Annotated in this window: 15 protein-coding genes and 1 pseudogene; 9 read left to right on the top strand and 7 right to left on the bottom strand. The window is 73.3% G+C overall.

What is annotated here, in order from left to right; all coding sequences use genetic code 11:
- Positions 1-95 precede the first annotated feature (95 nt).
- Positions 96-2,051, top strand: coding sequence for a PAS domain S-box protein (locus tag OG852_RS43210; RefSeq protein ID WP_133913222.1), 1,956 nt, complete (start codon positions 96-98; stop codon positions 2,049-2,051).
- On the opposite strand, the gene OG852_RS43205 is transcribed toward OG852_RS43210, so the two are convergent.
- The 4 genes from OG852_RS43205 to OG852_RS43190 form a co-directional block, all read right to left on the bottom strand.
- Complete coding sequence (locus OG852_RS43205; protein ID WP_133913221.1) at positions 2,035-3,012, bottom strand: ATP-grasp domain-containing protein; 978 nt, start codon at positions 3,010-3,012, stop codon at positions 2,035-2,037. The two genes, OG852_RS43210 and OG852_RS43205, sit on opposite strands and share 17 nt — an antisense overlap.
- A gap of 338 nt (positions 3,013-3,350) precedes the next feature.
- On the bottom strand, positions 3,351-5,735 hold the full coding sequence (locus OG852_RS43200) for a phosphoketolase family protein (RefSeq protein ID WP_133913220.1): 2,385 nt from the start codon (positions 5,733-5,735) through the stop codon (positions 3,351-3,353).
- Positions 5,736-5,859: 124 nt separating this feature from the next.
- Positions 5,860-6,333, bottom strand: a complete 474-nt coding sequence (locus tag OG852_RS43195) for an RpiB/LacA/LacB family sugar-phosphate isomerase (RefSeq protein ID WP_133913219.1) — start codon at positions 6,331-6,333, stop codon at positions 5,860-5,862.
- A gap of 114 nt (positions 6,334-6,447) precedes the next feature.
- Positions 6,448-7,332, bottom strand: a complete 885-nt coding sequence (locus OG852_RS43190) for an SCO6745 family protein (protein WP_133913218.1) — start codon at positions 7,330-7,332, stop codon at positions 6,448-6,450.
- A gap of 275 nt (positions 7,333-7,607) precedes the next feature.
- Between OG852_RS43190 and OG852_RS43185 the strand changes: the two genes are divergently transcribed.
- Positions 7,608-8,135 carry an SMI1/KNR4 family protein gene (locus OG852_RS43185; RefSeq protein WP_133913217.1) on the top strand — a complete coding sequence of 176 codons (528 nt, stop codon included), beginning with the start codon at positions 7,608-7,610 and terminating at the stop codon, positions 8,133-8,135.
- On the opposite strand, the gene OG852_RS43180 is transcribed toward OG852_RS43185, so the two are convergent.
- Positions 8,071-8,979: an alpha/beta fold hydrolase gene (locus OG852_RS43180; RefSeq protein ID WP_330351604.1), complete on the bottom strand. Its 909-nt coding sequence runs from the start codon at positions 8,977-8,979 to the stop codon at positions 8,071-8,073. The genes OG852_RS43185 and OG852_RS43180 overlap by 65 nt on opposite strands.
- Positions 8,980-9,065: 86 nt before the next feature.
- On the opposite strand from OG852_RS43180, the gene OG852_RS43175 reads away from it, so the two are divergent.
- The 3 genes and pseudogenes from OG852_RS43175 to OG852_RS43165 all read left to right on the top strand — a co-directional run.
- A complete protein-coding gene (locus OG852_RS43175) occupies positions 9,066-9,665 on the top strand; it encodes a sigma-70 family RNA polymerase sigma factor (protein ID WP_133913216.1) in 600 nt (199 codons plus the stop codon).
- Between the two features lie 248 nt (positions 9,666-9,913).
- Positions 9,914-12,841 (top strand): glycosyl hydrolase 115 family protein, encoded by a 2,928-nt coding sequence (locus tag OG852_RS43170; protein ID WP_330351603.1) that lies wholly within the window; start codon positions 9,914-9,916, stop codon positions 12,839-12,841.
- Positions 12,842-12,918: 77 nt separating this feature from the next.
- A pseudogene (locus tag OG852_RS43165) lies at positions 12,919-13,098 on the top strand (4-hydroxy-2-oxovalerate aldolase); the annotation flags it as partial.
- Between the two features lie 8 nt (positions 13,099-13,106).
- Here the strand turns inward: OG852_RS43165 and OG852_RS43160 are convergent.
- Positions 13,107-14,126, bottom strand: coding sequence for a helix-turn-helix transcriptional regulator (locus OG852_RS43160; RefSeq protein WP_330350732.1), 1,020 nt, complete (start codon positions 14,124-14,126; stop codon positions 13,107-13,109).
- Between the two features lie 199 nt (positions 14,127-14,325).
- Between OG852_RS43160 and OG852_RS43155 the strand changes: the two genes are divergently transcribed.
- The 4 genes from OG852_RS43155 to OG852_RS43140 are packed head-to-tail and all read left to right on the top strand — an operon-like array spanning position 14,326 to position 19,612.
- Complete coding sequence (locus OG852_RS43155) at positions 14,326-15,366, top strand: sugar ABC transporter substrate-binding protein (protein WP_330350731.1); 1,041 nt, start codon at positions 14,326-14,328, stop codon at positions 15,364-15,366.
- A 9-nt stretch (positions 15,367-15,375) separates the two neighbouring features.
- Positions 15,376-16,911, top strand: coding sequence for a sugar ABC transporter ATP-binding protein (locus OG852_RS43150; RefSeq protein ID WP_133913212.1), 1,536 nt, complete (start codon positions 15,376-15,378; stop codon positions 16,909-16,911).
- Positions 16,908-17,879, top strand: coding sequence for an ABC transporter permease (locus OG852_RS43145; protein ID WP_330350730.1), 972 nt, complete (start codon positions 16,908-16,910; stop codon positions 17,877-17,879). Before OG852_RS43150 ends, OG852_RS43145 begins: the two co-directional genes overlap by 4 nt.
- A gap of 35 nt (positions 17,880-17,914) precedes the next feature.
- A complete protein-coding gene (locus OG852_RS43140; RefSeq protein WP_133913211.1) occupies positions 17,915-19,612 on the top strand; it encodes an amidohydrolase in 1,698 nt (565 codons plus the stop codon).
- Between the two features lie 56 nt (positions 19,613-19,668).
- On the opposite strand, the gene OG852_RS43135 is transcribed toward OG852_RS43140, so the two are convergent.
- Positions 19,669-20,649: an SMP-30/gluconolactonase/LRE family protein gene (locus OG852_RS43135; RefSeq protein WP_133913210.1), complete on the bottom strand. Its 981-nt coding sequence runs from the start codon at positions 20,647-20,649 to the stop codon at positions 19,669-19,671.
- Positions 20,650-20,827: the final 178 nt, after the last annotated feature.

Genomic DNA, 20,827 nt, shown 5'->3' with positions numbered 1-20,827 from the left:
TTCGGACAGTGAACGGACAGTAAGCGACTTCGCGGAGCGGAGGCGGCCGAAAGGCGCTGTAGTGGCCTGAACCGTCGCGCAGGGTGAGGTGGAAGATGGCCGACGTGATGCAGGCAGGTCCCGTGCTGCGCCCGGGCAGGGCACAGCAGAAACGGTGCGGCTGTGGCGCGCCCATAGCGGACGGTGCGCCGAGCGGGGCCGAGGAGCGGTTCCGGGGTCTGCTGGAGGCCGCGCCGGACGCCATGGTCATCGTCGACGACCGGGGCGCCATCCGGCTGGTCAACGCCCAGACCGAGGCGCTGTTCGGCTACGGCCGCGAGGAACTCCTCGGGCACCCGGTGGAATTGCTCATCCCGGACCGCTTCCGCGAGCAGCACACCGGGCACCGGGGCGCCTACACGGCCAACCGTCAGGTGCGGCCGATGGGCGCCGGGCTGGAGCTGCACGGGCTGCGCAAGGACGGCACGGAGTTCCCGGTGGAGATCAGCCTCAGTCCGCTGGAGACGGCCGACGGGCTGCTGGTGTCGGCGGCCGTACGGGACGTCAGCGACCGCAAGGCGGCGGAGGCCCGGATCAACGAGCTCGCCGCGCTGGTGGAGTCCTCGCAGGACGCGATCCTCGCCAAGACCCTCGACGGGTACATCACCTACTGGAACGCGGCCGCGCAACGGCTGTACGGCTATACGGCCGAGGAGGTGATAGGGCGTCATGTCTCGCTGCTGGCACCGCCGGAGCTGCGGGGCGAGGTCCGCTCCCTGCTGAAGCGGCTGCGGCACGGCGAGAAGGTCGAGCACTTCGAGACCCTGCGGCTGACCAGCGAGGGATCGCTGCTGGACGTCGACGTCACGCTGTGGCCGACGCGGGACACGCACGGCACGGTGGTCGGGGCCTGCGCGATCGTGCGGGACATCAGCGACCGCAAGCGGGCCGAGGCCGAGCTCACCGCCCTGCTGGAGCAGCAGCGGCACATCGCGCTGACCCTGCAGCGCAGTCTCATGGGCACCCCGCCTGCCCTGCCGGGGCTGGACACGGCGAGCCGCTACCGGCCGGCCACCCAGGGCGCCGGTGTGGGCGGCGACTGGTTCGACCTGATCCCGCTCGGTGCCGACCGGGTGGGGGTGCTGATCGGTGACGTGATGGGGCGGGGACTCGAGGCGGCGGCCGTGATGGGTCAGCTGCGCTCGGCCGCGCACGCGCTGGCGAAGACCGGGATGCAGCCGCGTCAGCTCATGCGGGCGCTGGACACCTGTGTCGCCGACCTCGACGTCCCCGACCAGCTCGTCACCTGCTGCTATCTCGTCATCGCCCCGGACGCGGGCACGGTCACCGTCTGCTCGGCCGGTCATCTGCCGGTGCTGGTCGCGGGGGTGGGCGACGGCATCACCGCGCTGCCCTGCCCGGTGAACGCGCCGCTCGGGGTGGGCGACGTGCTGTACGAGCAGTCCAGCACGGAGATACCGCCGGGCGCCACGCTGGTGCTCTACACGGACGGACTGGTGGAGACGCCCGGCAGCGACATCGAGCTGCGGATCGGTGAACTCACCGTTCTGCTGGACAAGTTGTTCTCCGGCACGCCGTCGCTGGAGGCCGCCGCCGACCAGGTGCTGGCGGGTCTGCTGCCGGACGCCGACAGCCACAACGACGATGTGACCCTGCTGTTCGCCCGGCTGCCGGAGGCGCCACTGGCGGCGGTCGGCACCGATCTGCCGGCAGACCCGGCGTCCGTGCCGCAGGGGCGGGCCTTCCTGCGCCGGACCCTGACCTCGTGGAACTGCGCGGCCCGCGCCGACGACGCGCTCCTGCTGCTGTCGGAGACGCTCACCAACGCCGTCCTGCACGCCGACGGCCCGATCGGACTGCATCTGCACCGTACGGCGACCGATCTCACCGTCGAGGTCAGCGACCGCAGCCCCCAGTTGCCCCAGCCGCGGCTGGCCACCGAGGAGGAGGAGTCGGGCCGGGGGCTGATCCTGGTCAGGGCCCTCGCCGCCGGCTGGGGGGTGCGGCCGACGGACGAGGGCAAGACCACCTGGTTCACGCTGAGGCTGTGAGCCCCCGCGAGGGGCCGCCGCGAGCCAGTTCGAAGGCGTCCAGATGGGCCTGGACGTACGGCACGGCCACCTTCTCCACCTCGATCCGCCCGTCGACGAAGGCGGGCTGGACGTTGACCTCGAAGACGACCCCGCCGTTCTCGATCGCCAGGTCGACGCCGGCGAACGGCAACCCGACCGAGGCCGTCGCGGCGACCGCGAGCTCGGTCAGACGCGGCGGCAGGTCCGGCGGGTCGATGTGGACGGGGGTGGCGCCCCGGCAGGTGTTGCAGGGGGTGTCGGGTTCCGGCTGGAGGTGCTCGCGGGCGTGCACGACCTGCCCGCCGAGGACGAAGACCCGGAACTGGTGGCGCAGCCCGTCGGCGGTGACGTTGCCGGCGTCGCGGGAGAGCATCCAGTCGGTGCCGTGCTCGGCGTAGTAGGCGGTGGCGTACTCCAGCAGCTCGGGGGTGGTGACATGGAAGGTGTCGTCGCCGCCGGTGCCGACGACGGGCCGGGCCCAGGTGTCGCCGCCGAGCCGGTCGAACACGTCGGCCGCCTCCCAGACCGAGGGAGTGGACAGGACGACGGTCTCCATCTGGGCGACGCCGTCGCGGTGGAAGCGGGCGACGGTGAGGTTCTTCTCCGTCGCCGTCCGCCAGGCCTCGGCCCCGGTGCCCAGGGTCACCACGTCGTGGGTCTCCAGCAGCTCCTGAAAGGCGGCGAGGTCGCGCCGGCGATGCGGGGGGATCTCGTAGAGCAGGACGACGTCGGGGACGAAGTCCAGCCGCTCCTCGGGGACCTGGAGCCGTAACCGGCCCCCCTCGGGGACGCCCCGGCCGCGGCCGCCGGTCGCGAAGTGCCGGGAGTCGATGCGGACGGGCGGTGCGCCGGTGAGCAGTTCCACCGCGTCGGCCAGGTAGTCACGGCAGCCTTCGGGCGAGGTGGGATCGGCGATCAGGGCGATGCTCGGTCGGGACACAGCGGCCTCCAGTGGTGTCGGCGCGCGCTCCTGGTGCGCGGGTGCCCTCGGGCGCGCGGTGCGAGCGGTGTCACGGATGGTGCCTGTCGCGCGGGTGGTCCTCGCACCCGTCGCCTGGGAGCCGCGCCGGTGTGCGGGAGTCGTGCCGGGGCCGGGCGAGCGCCCGGCCGGGACCACGGGGATGTCGCCCCGCCGGATCCGCGCGCGGGGCCGGCCGACCACTGTAAGCACCCGGCGAGGCGCCGTACCAGGGCGCACGCGTGCCGTCCTCCTGCCCCTCGCCCTGCGCCGTCCGCCCCCGTGTGTGCGCCCTGCCCGGCCGCCCGTGACCTGCAGTCTCAGCCGTCCCAGGACCAGTCCGCGACCTCGGGAAGGTCGGTGCCGTGGGCCCGGATCCAGTCATGGTGGCGCAGCCGCGCGTCCGCCATCCGCTGGCGTACGGCCGCCGCCCGCACGGCGAGTCCGGGCACCCGGTCGATGACGTCCATGACCAGGCGGTAGCGGTCGAGGTCGTTGCGGACGACCATGTCGAACGGCGTGGTGGTGGTGCCGATCTCCCGGTAGCCGCGCACATGCAGGTTGCCGTGTCCGGCCCGGCTGTAGGCCAGGCGGTGGATGAGCCACGGGTAGCCGTGGTAGGCGAAGATCACCGGCTTGTCGGCCGTGAACAGGCCGTCGTACTCGAAGTCGCTCATCCCGTGCGGGTGTTCGTCACCGGGCATGAGGCGGGCGATGTCGACGACGTTGACGACACGGACGGCGAGTTCGGGCAGGTTGCGGCGGAGCAACTGGGCGGCGGCGAGCACTTCCTGGGTGGGGACGTCCCCCGCGCAGGCGAGGACGACATCGGGTTCGCGGCTGCCGTTCTCGCTGCCGGCCCAGTCCCAGATCCCGGCGCCGCGTGCGCAGTGGGCACGGGCGGCGTCCATGGACAGCCAGTCGAAGCAGGGCTGTTTCCCGGCCACGATGACGTTGACGTAGTCGCGGCTGCGCAGGGCGTGGTCCGCGACCGACAGCAGGGTGTTGGCGTCCGGCGGCAGATAGACCCGTACGGCCTCGGGGCTCTTGTTGAGGATGTGGTCGACGAAACCGGGGTCCTGGTGGGAGAAGCCGTTGTGGTCCTGTCGCCAGACGTGGGAGGTGAGCAGGTAGTTGAGGGAGGCGATGGAGGCGCGCCAGGGCAGCCGCCGGGTCACCCGCAGCCATTTGATGTGCTGGTTGACCATCGAGTCGACGATGTGCACGAACGCCTCGTAGCAGGAGAACAGCCCGTGACGGCCGGTCAGCAGATATCCCTCCAGCCAGCCCTGGCAGGTGTGTTCGGAGAGGATCTCCATCACCCGGCCGTGCCGGTCGAGGTGTTCGTCGACCTGGAGGGTCTGCGCCTGCCAGGCCTTGCCGCTCGCGCCGTAGACGGCCTGAAGCCGGTTGGAGGCGGTCTCGTCGGGCCCGACCAGCCGGAAGTCACGGCGCCTGGCGGTGGATCGCATGACGTCCTCCAGCAACTGGCCGAGGACGCGGGTGGGTTCGTGCAGGGTCGTCCCGGGCTTGTCGACCGGGACGGCGTAGGAGTCGAGCGCGGGCAGGGGGAGTTCGCGCAGGAGGAGTCCGCCGTTGGCGTGCGGGGTGGCGCCGAGCCGGCGGGTGCCCTCGGGGATCCAGGCGAGGACGTCGAGGCGGGGGGCGCCGTGGGCGTCGAAGAGTTCCTCGGGCCGGTAGGAGCGCAGCCAGGCCTCCAACTGGCGCAGATGGGCGGGGTTGTCGCGGACGGCGGACAGCGGCACCTGGTGGGCGCGCCAGGTGCCCTCCACCGGCAGCCGGTCGACATGGGCGGGTCCGGTCCAGCCCTTGGGGGTGCGCAGCACGATCACGGGCCAGCGCGGCCGTTCCCCGGCGCCCTCGACGCGGGCGGCGCGCTGCAGGGCGGCGATGCGGTCCAGGGCGGTGTCCATGGCCTGCGCCATCGCGCGGTGGACGGCGTACGGCTCGTCGCCGGTGACGTGGATGGGGTCGTGGCCGTAGCCGCGCAGCAGTTCGTCGAGTTCCGGCTCGGGGATACGGGCCAGCACCGTCGGGTTGGCGATCTTGTAGCCGTTGAGGTGCAGGATCGGCAGGACCGCGCCGTCGTGGACGGGGTCGAGGAACTTGTTGGAGTGCCAGGAGGCGGCCAGCGGTCCGGTCTCCGCCTCCCCGTCGCCGATCACACAGGCGACCAGCAGGCCGGGGTTGTCGAGCGCGGCGCCGTAGGCGTGGGAGAGGCAGTAGCCGAGTTCGCCGCCCTCGTGGATCGAGCCGGGTGTCTCGGGGGCGACGTGGCTTGGGATGCCGCCGGGGAAGGAGAACTGCCGGAACAGCCGGGCCATGCCGGCCGCGTCCTGGGTGACGTCGGGGTAGGTCTCGGTGTACGAGCCCTCCAGCCAGGAGTTGGCGACCACCGCCGGACCGCCGTGCCCGGGTCCCCAGACGCACAGGGCGTTCAGGTCGCGGTTGCGGATCACCCGGTTGAGATGGGTGTACACGAGGTTGAGTCCGGGTGAGGTGCCCCAGTGGCCGAGCAGCCGCGGCTTGACGTGCTCGGGGCGCAGCGGCTCGCTGAGCAGCGGGTTGGCCATGAGGTAGATCTGCCCCACGGACAGGTAGTTCGCGGCGCGCCAGTGCGCGTGCAGTGTCCTGAGCTCGTCGTCGGTGAGCCGGGCGGAGGACTGCTGCGGTTCGACGGGCATCACGGGGTCCCTTCCGGATGGGGGGTCGCGCGCAGGTGCGTGCCGGTCCGTACCTCCCCACTCTCTCCGGTCGGCCGGGTACCCGTCGGGACCGACCGGCCCATACGGCCGAGCGGATGCGTCCTTAAGGGCGGGGACGCGGCCGGGCAGCGGTGCGGGCCGTGTCGAGGGTGGTGAGGTGCTCCACGTTGCGGCGGTCCTCGGCGTCGCGGCCGGCCTCGGCGCCGAACCAGGCGTCGAGGATCTCCTTGAGCAACGGCTCGGAGGTCACCCGCAGGCTCAGGGCGAGGACGTTCGCGTCGTTCCAGCGGCGGGCGCCGTCGGCCGTGTAGGCGTCGGCGCACAGGGCGGCCCGGACGCCGGGGACCTTGTTGGCGGCGATCGACGCGCCCGTGCCGGTCCAGCAGCACACCACGGCCTGCTCCGAGATCCCGTCGGCCACGTCCCGCGCCGCCGCCTCCGAGCACACGGCCCACTGCGGGTCGTCGCCGGGCCGCAGCGCCCCGTGGGTCACGACATCGTGCCCGCGGCCGCGCAGCTCCGAGACGAGGGCGCGGGCCACGGCTTCGTCCATGTCCGAGGAGACGGAGATCCGCATGTCCGGGAGCCTACTCAGCGGACACCGCTGCTGTCGCCCCCCGAGTGACGGGCCGGCGCCCCTGACCACGGGATCCGGCCGGGCCGCGGCGGGCGGGCACCCGGTAAAGGCGCGTCACGGTCGAGGCACGGCTGCCCACGAGCCCGCGGTGAGCCCGACCGGATTGGCGGGCGGGATGATCCCCGAGTCCAGGACCGTCCGGGCCAGGGGTTCGAGCAGGTGGGTGAGGCGGGTGGTGGGGTCGGCGCCGAGGGCGGTCCAGGGCTGGGTGGCCGCTGCATCCGTGGCGGCCTCCATCTCCGTGTGGGCGACCGCCCCCTCCTTGGTGAGGTGCCCGTCCTCGTCGAGCCAGCCGCGTTCCCACAGCCGCCCCCGCGCCGCCTGCCACGGTTCGAGGTCCCACTTGCGGGTCTGCCGCTGGAACTCCTCCCGCGACTCCCCCGCCGCGCACTTCAGCACCATCGCCTCGACCGGGCCCACCCCGTGGGCGACGAGGACGGCGACATGGCCGTCCCCTCGGTGTTCGCGCAGGGTGGTCAGCGCCTGCCAGAGCCTGAGGTGCGGCTCGGCCGGGCGGGCGAGGGCCTGGTTGGCGGCGCCGAGCACCCGCCCCGCCGTGTCCGCGGCCTCGGCCGCCGCCCAGGCCAGGTCGGCCGCCTCGGCCAGGTCGTCGGAGGCGAGGACCTCCGGGCCGTAGAGGCTGCTCATGGCGGCGCCGACGGCCCGCGCGCGGGCCGCGAGCACGGCTGCCGGGTCGGCGTACCCCCACGCGTCCGGCAGGGCGCGGGAGACGCGGTCGGGGTGGAAGACGTAGAAGCAGCTCGTGACCACCGAGGCGGGCGCGGGGCCTAGGGGGGCCGCGCGCAGGGCGAAGTAGCCCATCCAGTAGCCGCGCAGGCCGAGGTCGTCGGCGGCCCGGCGTACCTCGGGGGTGAAGTAGACCAGACCGTGGATCGGTTCGAACCGCTCCCACAGGGCCCGTGCGACGGTGTCCCCCACTGCGTTCCTCCCGGTGCGTCGGCGGCGGGTTCCGGTAGGCAGCATCCATCATGACAGCGGTCATAACAACCTTGCCGCTCGTTGTCGGTGGCCGGGTCTAGGGGGTGTTTCGAAAGTCCTGTGCAGTGCCCGCGGTGTCCGGTGCGTGCTCTCGGCGTGCCGGACGAAAGCCCTCGTACTGGACGTACTTGGGGTTTCGGCCGGTGCGGCGCGAGTACGTGCCGGGCGCCGCGGGTGCTGTGCGGGACTTTCGAAACACCCCCTAGCCTGCCCCCATGACCGAGACGATCATTGGCGACCGCCGCTTCCCGCCCGCCCTGGCCGAGGTGGCCACGGCGGACTTCCCCTACGACGACGGCGAGGGCTTCGACTTCGAGCCGTACGACGCCTTCGACCCCGCCGAGGAGACCACGGACTGGATCCGCGACTGGACCGGCAACGACGCACTCGACGGCGAGGCCTACCGGGTCTTCGGACAGGACGGTACGGGCGGACTCGCCGCCCTGTGGCTGGTGCGCCCGGGGCTGCCGCTGACCGAGCAGCCGGTGGTCTTCCTCGGTTCGGAGGGCGAGGTCGGGGTGGTGGCGGGGAACCTGTCGGACTTCCTGTGGGTCCTCGCCGACGGCTACGGGCCGATGGAGGCCGCGATCCACCCCGACCGCGACGTCCGCCCCCGGCCGGAACTCGCCGCACTGGCCGCACGGCACGCCACCACCCCGCGCCGGCCCGCCCGGGTCGTCATCGAGGAGGCGAAGGCCGAGTTCCCGACGTTCGAGGACGATCTGTTCGCGCTGTGCCGGTGAGCCCCGCCGCCGGGTCCGGGCCGAGGAACGTCGAGACGGTTCCGACGAACCGCGTGGAGTCGTCCAGCCAGGGGTAGTGCCCCGCTCCCGGCTGGACGACGAGGCAGGCGTCCGGGAACAGCTCCGCGCACCGCGCGACCGCGGAGGGCGGGCTGTTGAGGTCGTACTCCCCGGCGAGCAGCAGGACGGGAGCCGGGAGGGCGGCGAGCGCGGCACGGGTGGCCTCGGGGGTGAAGGCACCCTCGGCCCCGAAACGGGCGACCGCCTCCCTGTCGGCCGGGCGGGACCGCGCATGGTGCTGCCGCGCTGCCTCGTCCCACCGCCCGTAGAAAAAGGGGGTGATCGCCTCCCAGTCACCGTCCCCGCCCTCGGTGATCGCCTCCAGGGCGGCGTACGCCGCGGGGAACCACGGCGCGTCCTTCCTGAGCCGCGCCGGCTCACGCCGCATCTCTGCGGTGATCTCGATGCCGACGGCGCGGGTCCCGGGGGCGACGAGCGCGAGTCTCGCGACCCGTTCGGGGTGGCGGGCGGCGTACTGGGTCACGACGTTCGCGCCGGCGGAGTGGCCGAGGAGGTCGATCCGGGGAAGGCCCAGATGCGCGCGCAGCGCCTCGACGTCGTCGACGAGACGGTCGCATCGACAGGAGGAGGGGTCCTCGGGGACGGCGGACCGCCCGGTGCCGCGCAGATCGAGGACGATCAGCCGGTGACGAGCGGACAGACCGCCGAGATCCCCGAGGTAGGCGGAGTCGGCGGGGCCGCCGGGGACGCAGACGAGAGGGGTTCCGGTCCCGGTCTCGCGGTAGGCGAGCCGGGTGCCGTCGGGGGCGCAGAAGGTGGGCATGTCCCGGATCCTGGCAGCCATAACCTGGTTGTACAACCTGGTTATGACGGAGAAGGGCGCAAGCGAGCAGGGTGTATAACCGGGTTGTGGCAGGTGAGGAGAGCAGGGGGCACGCCCCCGTGGCGCTGACCGAGGAGCAGGCCGAGCGGATGCTGGCCGAGATCAACGAGGTCATCCGCGCGGGCGAGGAGATGCGTGAGCTGCGCGCCGAGATGATCCAGGTGTTCGCCGGCCTCGGCTGGACGCAGGACACCATCGCCCGGCTCGCCGGGATGAGCCAGCCGGCCGTGTCCAAGCAGATGACGAAGCACAAAGACGGACCGCCGGCCCCGCTGGAGTTCACCCTCGACCAGCCCGACGTCCCGTGGCTCGAAGGACGCCTGTGGGGCCTGGCCGACGAGATCTCCGCACTCCTCGACGGCGCCGCCCACTGCACGCGGCATCTCGACGCCCTCGCCCGGGGCAGGAAGCGCTTCACCCCGCAGAACGTCGACACACTGAGGCGTCTCGTCGAGGCCGATCTGCGAGGGGGCGCGACCGAGCTGCCCGCCGAGTTCCGGGCCGCGTACGACACGATCAGCCGTGGACTCGACCTCCCGGGCAAGGGCGAGCCCCCCACCGCCTCGGCTTCGGTGCGCCGCACCCTGGCCCGAAGGCTCCAGCGCGACCGGCTGCGCGGCGACTGATCCGCGCACGCTTCTGGACGGGTTTCGCGGGGCTGGCCTAGGGTGCCGGATAGCAAGCGCTTTCTGGCATGCTCATGCCAGTACCCCGCCATTCATGCCCGCACCCCGCCGTCCGCCGCACCGCACGGAAGGGAACGCGTCTCGTGCCGCACTCCGCCCGGAACGACCCGAAGGACCCGAAGGACCCCACGCAGACGACGGCCCCGTCGGCCCCGTCGACCCCTTGGACCCCGACCCGCAAGTCGTTCCTGCGGGGCCTCGCGGCCACCGGGGTCGCCCCCTTGCTCCCCGTCGTGTCGGCGGCGTCCCGGGCGACCGCCTCGTCTCACCGCCCGGACTTCGCCCTCGTCCGGGACGGGATCGCCGTCGCCCTCCATGTCGACACGGCCGACGATCCCGCTGTGCTCCGCGTCGCCGGCGATCTCCAGGCGGACGTGGAGCGGGTGACCGGTGTCCGCCCGGAACTGCGGGACACCCTCCCGGACCGGGCCACCGCCCTCGTCCTGATCGGCACGCTCGGCTCCAGCCCGCTCATCGACCGGCTCGTGGCGCAGGGGCGGCTGGACGTCTCCCGGGTGAAGGGCCGCTGGGAGGCCTCGGTCACCCAGGTCGTCGACCGGCCGGCACCCGGCGTGGAACGCGCCCTGGTGATCGCGGGCAGCGACCGGCGCGGCACCGTCTACGGCGTGTACGACACCTCGGAGCGCATCGGTGTCACGCCCTGGTACTGGTGGGCGGACGTACCGGTCGAGCGGCGGGACTCGGTGGCCGTGCCCGCGGGCCCGTTCGTGCGGCCGGAGCCGGCGGTCCGCTACCGGGGTGTCTTCATCAACGACGAGCAGAATCTGACCACGTGGTCGCACCGCACCCAGGAACCGGACAAGAACATCGGCCCGCAGACGTACAAGCGCGTCTTCGAGCTGCTGCTGCGCCTGAAGGCCAACTACCTGTGGCCGGCGATGCATCCGTACTCGGACTTCTTCAACGAGTACCGCGAGAACCCCGAACTCGCCGACCGCTTCGGCGTCGTCGTGGGTTCCAGCCACCCCGAGGCGCTGCTGCGCAACGGGGTCCACGAGTGGGCGCCCTGGGCGGAGGAGCACCGGGGCGCGGACGGGAGCCTGCCGGTCTACGACTACACCGTCAACCCGGCTGTCATCTCCGCCTACTGGAGGGCGCGGGCCCGGGAGAACGCGGCGTACGAGAGCAGTTGGACGATCGGGATGCGCGGGCTGCACGACACCGCGCTGGAGACGAAGAACGCCACGACGATCCCGGAGAAGGTCGCGGTGATGAACGACATCCTCGCCGACCAGCGCCGAATCCTCGCGGAGGAGGTCGGCGCGGCGGCCGAGCCGCAGATCTTCATCCCGTACAAGGAGGTCCTGGACCTGTACAACGCGGGGGTCGAGGTCCCCGACGACGTGACGCTGATCTGGCCGGACGACAACCACGGCAACATGCGCCAGTTGCCGAACGACGCGGAGCGCGCCCGGGCGGGCGGGAACGGGATCTACTACCACCTCTCCTACTGGGGCCGCCCGCGCAGCTATCTCTGGCTGGACACCACCCCACTCGCCAAGGTGTGGCAGGAGTTGCGGCGGGTGTACGAGCACGGCGTGGACCGGATGTGGATCTTCAACGTCGGTGACGTGAAGTCGATCGAGACCGGTCTGTCGTTCTGCATGGACCTGGCCTGGGACGTGGACCGGTGGGGCGCCGACGACGTCGAGGGCTTCCTGGTGGAGTGGTACGGGCGGCAGTTCGGGCGGCGGCACGCGCCGGAGATCGCCGCGATCCGCGGCGAGTACTACCGGCTGGCGGCCGAGCGCAGACCGGAGTTCATCGACCGGAACGTCTTCTCCGTGGTCCACCACGGGGACGAGGCGGGACGTCGGATGGCCGCCTGCGAACGGCTGCTGGAGCGGGTACGGGCGGTCGGCGCCGAACTGCCGGACACGTACCGGGACGCCTACTACGAGTTGGTCGAATATCCGGTGCACGGCGCCTACCTGATGCAGCTGAAGTACTACTGGGCGGACCGCAACGCGCTCGCGGTGCGGCAGGGCCGGGGGGCCGGGGCCAACCGCTTCGCGGATCTCGCCGAGGCCGCGCACACCGCGGAGGCCGCGCTCACCGCGCGGTACAACGCGCAGGTGGCGGGCGGGAAGTGGGACGGTTACATCAACCCCTACCCCTCGCAGATCCCCAAGGCGCCGGGGCGTCCGGCCGTCACCCGGGTGCCCCGGCAGGAGACCTCCGGCCTCGGCGTGGCCGCCGAGGGGAACGAGACCGGCGCGGACCGTCCGCTCTCCCTCTCCTCCGTCACCCGCGGGCGCCGTTTCGTGGACGTCTTCAACACCGGTTTCCTGCCGCTCACGTGGACGGCCGAGGCCGACCGCCCCTGGGTGAGGCTGAGTGCGACCGGCGGCTCCCTCACCGAGCAGACCCGGGTGTGGGTCGAGGTCGACTGGTCACAGGCCCCCGAGGGCGCCCTCGACGCCACGGTGGTCGTCACGGGTGCCGATCGGCGGTTCGAGGTGCCGTTGCGGGTGGTCAACGACGGGGGGAGGGCCCGGCGCAGGGCGCGTGGGTTCGTGGAGGCCGACGGCTGGGTCTCGATCGACGCGGTGCACACCGAGCGCCGGGTGGCGCGGGGCGGGGCCCGCTGGCGGACCGTACGCGGTCTCGGACGTCGTACGGGGGCGGTGGAGGCGGTGCCGTCGACAGCGGCGCCTGTCACCGGGGAGTACCCCGTCCGGGCTCCCGAGCTGCGCTACCGGGTGCGTTTCACGAGCACCGGCGACTTCCCGGTCACCGTCTTCCGGCTCCCCTCGCTCGACGAGCGCGGCGCGCGGCGGCTGGCCGTGGGCCTCGACGACCAGCCGGTGACCGTGCTGACGGGGCAGAACATCGCCACCGGCAACCGCGGGGACGCCTGGGCGCGCAATGTCGAGGAGGGCGTCGAGAAGCTGACCGCCACGGTGACGGTCGCGGAGCCCGGTGAGCATGTCCTGCGGATCTTCATGGTCGATCCGGGGATCGCCGTGGATCAGATCGTCATCGACACGGGCGGGGTGCCGGCCGCCGCTGGTCTCGCGCCGCCGGAGAGCTACCACCCGGTGTTCAACCCCGAGCCGGACACCGGGGCCGGCACGGCGGCGCCCGACCAGTAGCGGGGTCGCGCCGTCGGGCCGCTCCCCGCAGCACCCGTGACAGCCCGAGTGCCGCCGTCCGGACGGCGGGGGCGTAGACGCCGAGCCTCGGCTACGCGGGCGTCCACTCCAGCTTCCTGCGGCACGCCGAGGCCGCCGTGGCCCGGTACGGCCTCGGCACACGGTCCGTCCTGATCGAGGCGGGCCGGCGCGGCATGGTCGGCGGGCAGGAGGACATGATCATCGACATCGCCCTGGGCCTGGCGGCCGGGAGCTGAGCCGTGGCTCAGTCGGCCGGTACGTGTTCCACGAAGTGGGCGAGGTGTTCGGGGGCCGGGCGCAGGACGCCGTCACGGACCGCGAGGGCGGTGGCCTCGGCGCGGGAGGCGCAGCCGGTCTTCCGCAGGAGGTGCTCGATGTGGCTGTGCACGGTGCGCGGTGACAGATAGAGGGCCTGGGCGATGGCCTGGTTGGTCTGGCCCGTGGCGGCCCGGGTGAGCACCTCCAGTTCGCGGGGGCTGACGCCGTAGGGCAGGTCCACGGGCACCTCGGTCACCAGCGCCGCCTCCCGCACGGGGGCGGGTCCGCCGGTACGGCGGCGCAGCACGACCCGGCACCAGGTGGCGCCGACCGGCCACAGCACCCGCAGCCGGAGCCCCCCGGATGCCTGGAACGCCTCGGCGAGGCGGCGGAAGTCCGGGTCGTGCAGGACCTCGGCGCGTTCCCGGCCCGGCAGGTCCACGACCCCGTCGGCGGTGAACAGTCCGGCGCGCACCCCGGCGGCCAGGTCGCGCAGGTCGGCCGGGTCGGCGAGGGCGCCCAGGGCCGGCAGCAGGGAGGCGAGCAGACGGCGCGCCTCGGTGTCGTAGACGTCCCGCCCCTCGGTGGACAGGTGCACCAGGCCGACCAGACGCCCGTCGTGCCGCAGCGCCCCGGTCAGTCCGTCGCGGAAGCCGGTCGGGCGGACCCGCTCGGCGTAGAACCAGCCGTGCCGGAAGCGCGGTCCGGGGTCGTCGTCGGCGTCCTCGGAGATGGACATCGGCAGGTCCCGGCCCACGACGTTGCCGTACCAGGGCGTCGCGACGAACTCGGCGGCGAGGGCCTGCGAGGTCTCGGCGGTGTAGCCGACGCCCGCGATCTGGACGTGGGTGCGGGAGACGGGGTCGCGGGAGAGGAGGGTGACCGCGTCGAGGGGCAGGGCCCGGCCCAGTTCCTCCACGGCTTCGGCGCAGGCGCCCGCGGTGTCCCGTTCCCGGGTGAGCATGCCGATGCGGGCGGCGGCGGCGATCTGCCGGTGACCGAACACGCGGGCCTCCGGGGAGTTCGATGACGGGCAGGTTATTTGGGCCCTAACGATAGGGGTGACGGTCACGGCCCACAAGGCGTTCGGCGACCCCGGCGGCTGTCGGTACATCTACGGATGGCGTCGCGCGGCGGGCGGGTCTTTCCTGTTCGGCACAGCCGGACGCCCGCCGACGCGGGCCGCCTTCCCTGGGAGTTCCGCCATGTCCAGACCCCCGTACGCCCTCGTCCCCACGGCGTCCCGCCGCCGTTTCCTCGCCTGGTCGGCCGGTGCCGTCGCGACCGGGGCGCTCGGCGCCGCGGGCTGCTCGGCCCCCGGCGGTGCGAGCACGGCCGAGGCGGCGGGCACGCCCGCGGCGAAGGCACGTGACCTGAAGCAGATCGGCCTGGACTACCCGTTCACCCAGCTCCCCCTCTACGCGACCCTGGTGAAGCTCTCCACCGCCGCCGCCGAGAAGCGGGGCGTCTCGCTGCTCACCACGAGCGACGCCGGCAACGCCGACACCCAGGCCGCCAACCTCACCACCTGGGTCTCCCGCGAGGTCCCGGCGATCGTGTCCTTTCCCATGGTCTTCGAGGCCACCGAGGCGCTCGCGAAGCGCGCCCTGGACGCGGGCCTGATCTGGGTGACGTACGGCGGATCGCTCGCACACCAGAGCGCGGACATCCAGTTCAGCTTCCTGGAGGGCGGCCGGCTCCTCGGCGAGGCCGCCGCGCGCTGGGCCAACGAGACGCTCGGCGGCAAGGGCAAGATCGCCTTCCTCACCGACAGCACCATCCAACTGGGCCGCGAACGCACCAAGGGCATGATCGACGCGTTCACCGCGAAGGCCCCCGGTGTCGACGTCGTCGCCCGGGAGCAGGCCATCGACCCGGACACCGGGCTGTCCAAGACCCGGGCCGTCCTCGCCAAGCACCCCGACCTCAACCTGGTCCTCGGCGTCACGGACGCGGCGGCGTACGGCGGTTTCAAGGCCCTGCAGCAGACGGGACGCAAGGCGACCGACGCGAAGACGTTCGTCGGCGGCCAGGACGGCGCCGCCCCCTCCCTCCTCGCGATCAAGCAGGGCACCTTCTACCGCGCCTCCGCCGCCCTCGCGCCGAAGGACATCGCCGACGCGGTCGTGGAGGTGCCGCTCGCGGTGGCCGCCGGAAAGGCGAACCCGAGCGTCCAGGTGCCGATCACCCTGGTCGGACCCACCGACACCGCGCGCATCGACGCCCTGCTCGCCCAGAACTCCTAGGCGCCCGCCATGACCGAACCGAATCTGCGGATCCGGGGCCTGACCAAGTCCTTCGGCGGTGTCCGGGCCCTGGACGGCGTCGACCTCACCGTCCCGGCGGGCCGGGTGCACGCCCTGCTCGGCCACAACGGGGCCGGCAAGTCCACTCTGATCCGCTGCCTCGGCGGGGCCTTCCCGCCCGACGCGGGCACCATCGAGGTGGGCGGCACCTCCTACGCCCGGCTGACCCCGCGCGAGTCGATCGCCGCCGGGGTGGCGATCATCTTCCAGACGCTCAGCGTCGTCGACTCCCTGACGGTGGCCGAGAACATCTTCCTCGGCCAGGAGTGGACCCGGTACGGCCGGATCGACCGGCGCGCCCAGGAGGAGGTCGCCGCCGGTCTGCTCGAACGGGTCGCGGCCACCTGCTCCCCCCGTGACCGGGTCGGGGAACTTCCCATGGGACAGCGCCAGTTGGTGGAGATCGCCAAGGCCCTCAGCCGCAGCGCCTCGGTCCTGGTCCTGGACGAACCGACGGCGGCCCTGTCCCGCGCGGAGAGCGAGGCCCTGGCGGAACGGGTGGAGGACCTGCGCACCCAGGGCCTCGCGATCGTCCACGTCACCCATCTGCTGGGGGAGGTGGAGCGCCTGGCGGACGAGGTGACGGTACTGCGCGACGGACGAGTCGCCCACCACGCCCGAATGGCAGGCCAATCCCGCCGGGACTTGGTACAAGCGATCACCGGGCCCACCTCAAAGCGGCGCGGGCCGTATCCCTGTGCGGCTCCGCCGCCTGGGCGCGATCAACCACGACGCGACCCGCACACGCCGACGAACCGCCTGACCCTCAACGCACTGCGAGGCCCCCACTTCGGCCCCCTCGACCTCACGGTCGCCCAAGGCGAGATCGTCGCCCTCTACGGCCTGATCGGCTCCGGCCGCACCAGCCTCCTCGAAACGATCTACGGCAGACATCCCGCGACCGCGGGAACCCTCCAGGTCGGCACCCGGACCGTCCACCCCTCCCGCCCCTCCGACGCCTTGGCCGCAGGCATCGCCCTGGTCCCCGGCGACCGACGCGGCCAGGCTCTCTTCCCGGTGCTCAGCGCCCACGACAACGCGCTCCTGCCGTCCGTCCGCCGCCTCGCCCGGTTCGGGACGCGCGGGCTCGCCACCGAGCGCAGGATCTTCGGCGCCCTGTCCGACGCGGTCGGTCTGCGCCCCTCGGCGCCCCGGCTCGCCGCCGCCTCCTTCTCCGGCGGCAACCAGCAGAAACTCGTCCTCGGCCGCTGGATCAACGAGGCCCGCGAGGTCGACGTCCTGCTCCTGGACGAGCCCACGCAGGGCGTCGACGTGGGGTCCCGCCACGAGATCTACGACGTCGTCCGCGCGCTCGCCGCCGAGCGCGGCACCGCCGTGCTGTTCGCGTCCAACGACCCCGAGGAGGTCGTCGCGCTCGCCCACCGCGCTCTGATCGTCTCGGCCGGCCGGGTGGTCGGCGAGCTGGGCGGACCCGAACTCACCGAGGCCGCGCTGCTGTCGGCCGTCCACGAAGGAGCAGCATGACCACCCTCACCGCCGCGCGTGTGACGTCGTACGGCCGGCTCACCGCCGTACGCCGTCAGCCGCTGCTCGCCGTCCTCGCCGTCCTGGTGCTGGTCTTCCAGGTGACGACGGGCAGTTTCCTCGACGCGGGCAATCTGCGCGGGATCGCCACGGACGCGGCCACGCTCGCCCTCGTGGCCGTTCCGCTGGCCCTGCTGGTGATCAGCGGGTATCTCGATCTGTCGGTGGGGTCCACGCTCGCCCTGGGCGGGCTGGTGGCCGGCTGGCTCGCCGGGCAGCAGCACCAGTCGCCGGTGGTCGCCGTGCTGGGCGCGCTGGCGGTGGGCGCGGCCGTCGGTGCCGTGAACGGGATCCTGTGCTGCTACCTGGGGCTGTCGGCGTTCATCGTGACGCTCGGCATGCTGACCGCCGTGCGCGGGCTGGCGCAGCAGTTGTTCCCGCTGCCGCTGAGCGGCTTCGGGTCCGGGTTCGCCTGGCTGGGCGGTTCGCGGATCGCCGGGGTGGACGCGCCGGTCGTGATCGCCGGGCTGGTGCTGCTGGCGGGCGCGCTGTTCGTGGCGTTCACCCCGGCGGGGCGGCATGTCTTCGCCATCGGGGTCAACCGGGAGGCGGCCCATCTCTCCGGCATCGCCGTGCGCCGTGCGCCGTTCGCGCTGTTCGTGGTGACGGGCGTGGCGGCGGCGCTGGCCGGGGCGATCAGGGCGTCGGTGCTGGACAGCGCGGTGGCGGGGACCTCGGGAGCGGGCTTCGAGCTGACCGTGCTGACGGCGGTGCTGCTCGGCGGGGTCGCGCTCAGCGGCGGCAGCGGCTCGGTCCTCGGGGTGCTGCTCGGCGTGCTGTTCCTCGGTTGTCTGCAGAACGGCCTCACCCTGTTGAACGTGCCCGCCTTCTGGCAGCAGATGGCCCAGGGCGCCGCCCTGGTGGCGGGCGCGGCCCTCGCCCACCTCGCCCCCCGGAGGACGCGGTGACCTGCCCGTCCCCCACTCGCGCAGAAAGGCCGACCGTGCCCGACAGCACCCCGACCCTCCTCCTGACCGGCGGTCAGGTCCTCACCCTCGACGACGCGTTCACCGTGGCGGAAGCCGTGGCCGTGCGCGGCCGGGACATCGTGGCCGTCGGCTCCGACGCCGAGGTGCGGGCCCTGGCCGGGCCCGGGACCCGGGTCGTCGACCTCGGCGGAAGGACCGTCCTGCCCGGCATCAACGACTCCCATCTGCACGGCGCCGCGTACGGGATGACGAAGCCCCCGTTCGCCCTGGACGTCGGTCATCCGGCCGTGCGGTCGATCGCCGACGTGGCACGGGCGGTGGAGCGGGCGGTCGCCGCCGCAGGGCCCGGCGAGTGGATCGTGGGGCTGGGCTGGGACCCCGGTTATCTCGCGGAGTGCGTGAGCGAGCCGGGGCGTCTCCCGCACCGCCGGGACCTGGACGCCGTGGCGCCGGACCATCCGGTGTGTCTCACCGACTTCTCCTCGCACATGGTGTGGGCGAACAGCGCGGCACTGCGCGCGTGCGGCGTCGACGCCGATACGACGGCGCCGCCGGGCGGGGTCCTCGACCGCGACGCCGACGGCCGGCCCACCGGCATCCTCCGCGAGGCCGCGCAGGCCCTCGTCCAGGCCGCGCTGCCCTCCCCCACGGTCGCCCGGCGCCGCGACGCCATCCGGGCCGTCGTCGCCGAGCTGCACACGCGCGGCATCACCAGCTACACCGAGCCGGGGCTGGGGCCGGGCGGCGCCACGACCTTCTTCGGGGGGCTGAGCACCGACAACCTGACCGCGTACGCCGGGCTGGCGGCGGACGGCGAACTCGACGCCCGCGTGAGTGTGCTGCTGCTGCCCGCGCCGATGGGCGGCTCGGCCGACGACCTGCGCAAGGGCCTGGCCGAGCTGCGCGCCCCGGTCGGGGCCGATCCGCGCCGGCTGAACGTGCTCGGGGTGAAGATCTTCGCCGACGGGGTGCCGCCGAACCGTACGGCGTGGATGAGCGAGCCGTACGCCGACGGAGGGCACGGCGCGCTGTGCGTGCACGGCGCCACGCCCGCGCTGCGGACCGAGGAGCTGCGGGAGATGATCCGCGTCGCGCACGCGGCGGGGTTCCAGCTCGGGGTGCATGTCACCGGGGACCTGGCCATCGACGTGGTGGTGGCCGCGTTCGTCGCGGCCGAGGCGGCCGTGCCCCGGCCGGACGCCCGGCACTACGTCATCCACGGTGATTTCGTCGGTCCCCGCAGCCTGGCCCGGCTGGCCGAGCACGGGTGGGGCGTCAACATGAACCCGGCGATCAAGTGGACGGTGTCGGACCTGATGGACGAGGTGGTGGGCCGGGAGCGGTCCGCCTACCAGTGGCCGGTGCGGTCCGCGCTGGACGCCGGGATCGCGGTCTGCGCGAGCTCCGACGCGCCGATCACCGAGCCCGACTGGCGGCAGGGGGTGGCCGCGATGATGCTGCGGGAGTCGAAGGCGAGCGGCCGCACCAGCGGCCCCGAGCAGTGCGTGGGCCTGGTCGACGCGCTGCGGGCGTACACCGTGCACCCTGCCCGGCAGGACTTCGCCGAGGAGTGGAAGGGCACGGTGGAGGCCGGGAAGGTCGCGGACCTGTGTGTGCTGGACCGGCCGCTGCTGGACCTGGACCCGCGCGCGATCCCCGAGGTCGAGGTGGACATGACGGTGTTCGACGGGCGGGTCGTGCACGAACGCTGAGCGCGTCGGCCTCGCCCGGAGCGGTGACCGGCTCCGGGCGGGGCCGTGCCCGCGGGTCAGCCGCGGGCGCGCTGGTGGACGCGGGCGAGGAGGAGGTTCGGGTCGTCCTGGTTGAAGTACGCCGCGCTGGTCACGTAGGCGCTTCGGCCGCGTACGGCCACGGCGGTCGGGTTGGACAGCCCGTCGTCGGCGGTGAGGACGACGGTACGGCGGCCGTCCGGGCCGACCCGGACCACCTCGCTGCTCGTGACCAGCGCGGCGAGGACGGTGTCGCGGTGCCGCTCGACGAAGCCGAAGTCGTCGACGCCGGTGAGCCCGGTCGCCCTGGTGCGGACGGGGCCGGCCGTGCCGTCCTCGCGGACGGGGATGCGCAGGAGGGTGCCGGCGTCGCTGTTGGACACCCAGACGGCGTTGTGGTGGAACCGCAGTCCGTTGACGCCGACGCCGGAGGCGTCCGGCCCGGTGCCCGGGGCGAGTTCGGGTCCGGTGGCCCAGGCGGTGCGGGTGCCGTTCTTGAGCGAGACGCGCCAGACGGTGCCGCGCACGGAGTCGGCGGCGTAGAGCACGCCCCGGCGCTCGTCGAGGGCGAGGCCGTTGGGGAAGCCGTCGGCGGGCAGCTCGGCGAGCTGCCGCGGCGCGCCGCCGTCGCGGGCGATGCGCCAGATGCCGGTCTTGCGGGTTCCGGTGGCGTAGTTGACGTAGAGGGTGCCGTCGTAGGCGCGGGCGATGCCGGTGACGACGGCGGCTCCCACGACCGGGGTGTGGGGGTCGGCCACCGTCGGCAGGGTGGCGAGCGTCCGGGTGGCTCCCGTGCGGGTGACGTTCACGACGGTCCGGGCGAAGAAGAAGGTCAGGTCGGCGGAGCCGTCGGGTTCGAGGGCGATGTTCTCGGGGGTCTGCCCCCGGGCGAAGTCGAAGTGGGCGAGGACGCGCGGGTCGGACACGGTCGGTTCGCCGCCCACCGCGGGAGCCGTCGCGAGCAGACCGAGGGCGAGGGCCACGGCGGTGACACCCGCCAGGCGTGGAAGTCGGGGCATGGGCCTCTCCTGGGAGCGGAGCACGAGGGCGCCGGGGTGTGGCGCCTGACGACCATGGCGGCGGGCCCGGGACGGCGGTGGCATTCGTGGCCGGGGGGTCCCCCGGCCGGACCAGGTCATGAACCCGCCTGCCGCATGCAGGAGACTGGGCGGTGCACAGGGGCACCGACCGGGAGGG

The sequence above is a fragment of the Streptomyces sp. NBC_00582 genome (genome assembly GCF_036345155.1).
Lineage (GTDB): Bacteria > Actinomycetota > Actinomycetes > Streptomycetales > Streptomycetaceae > Streptomyces.
The sequence above is the reverse complement of the archived record's forward strand: the minus strand, read 5'-3'. Positions and strand labels throughout refer to the sequence as shown.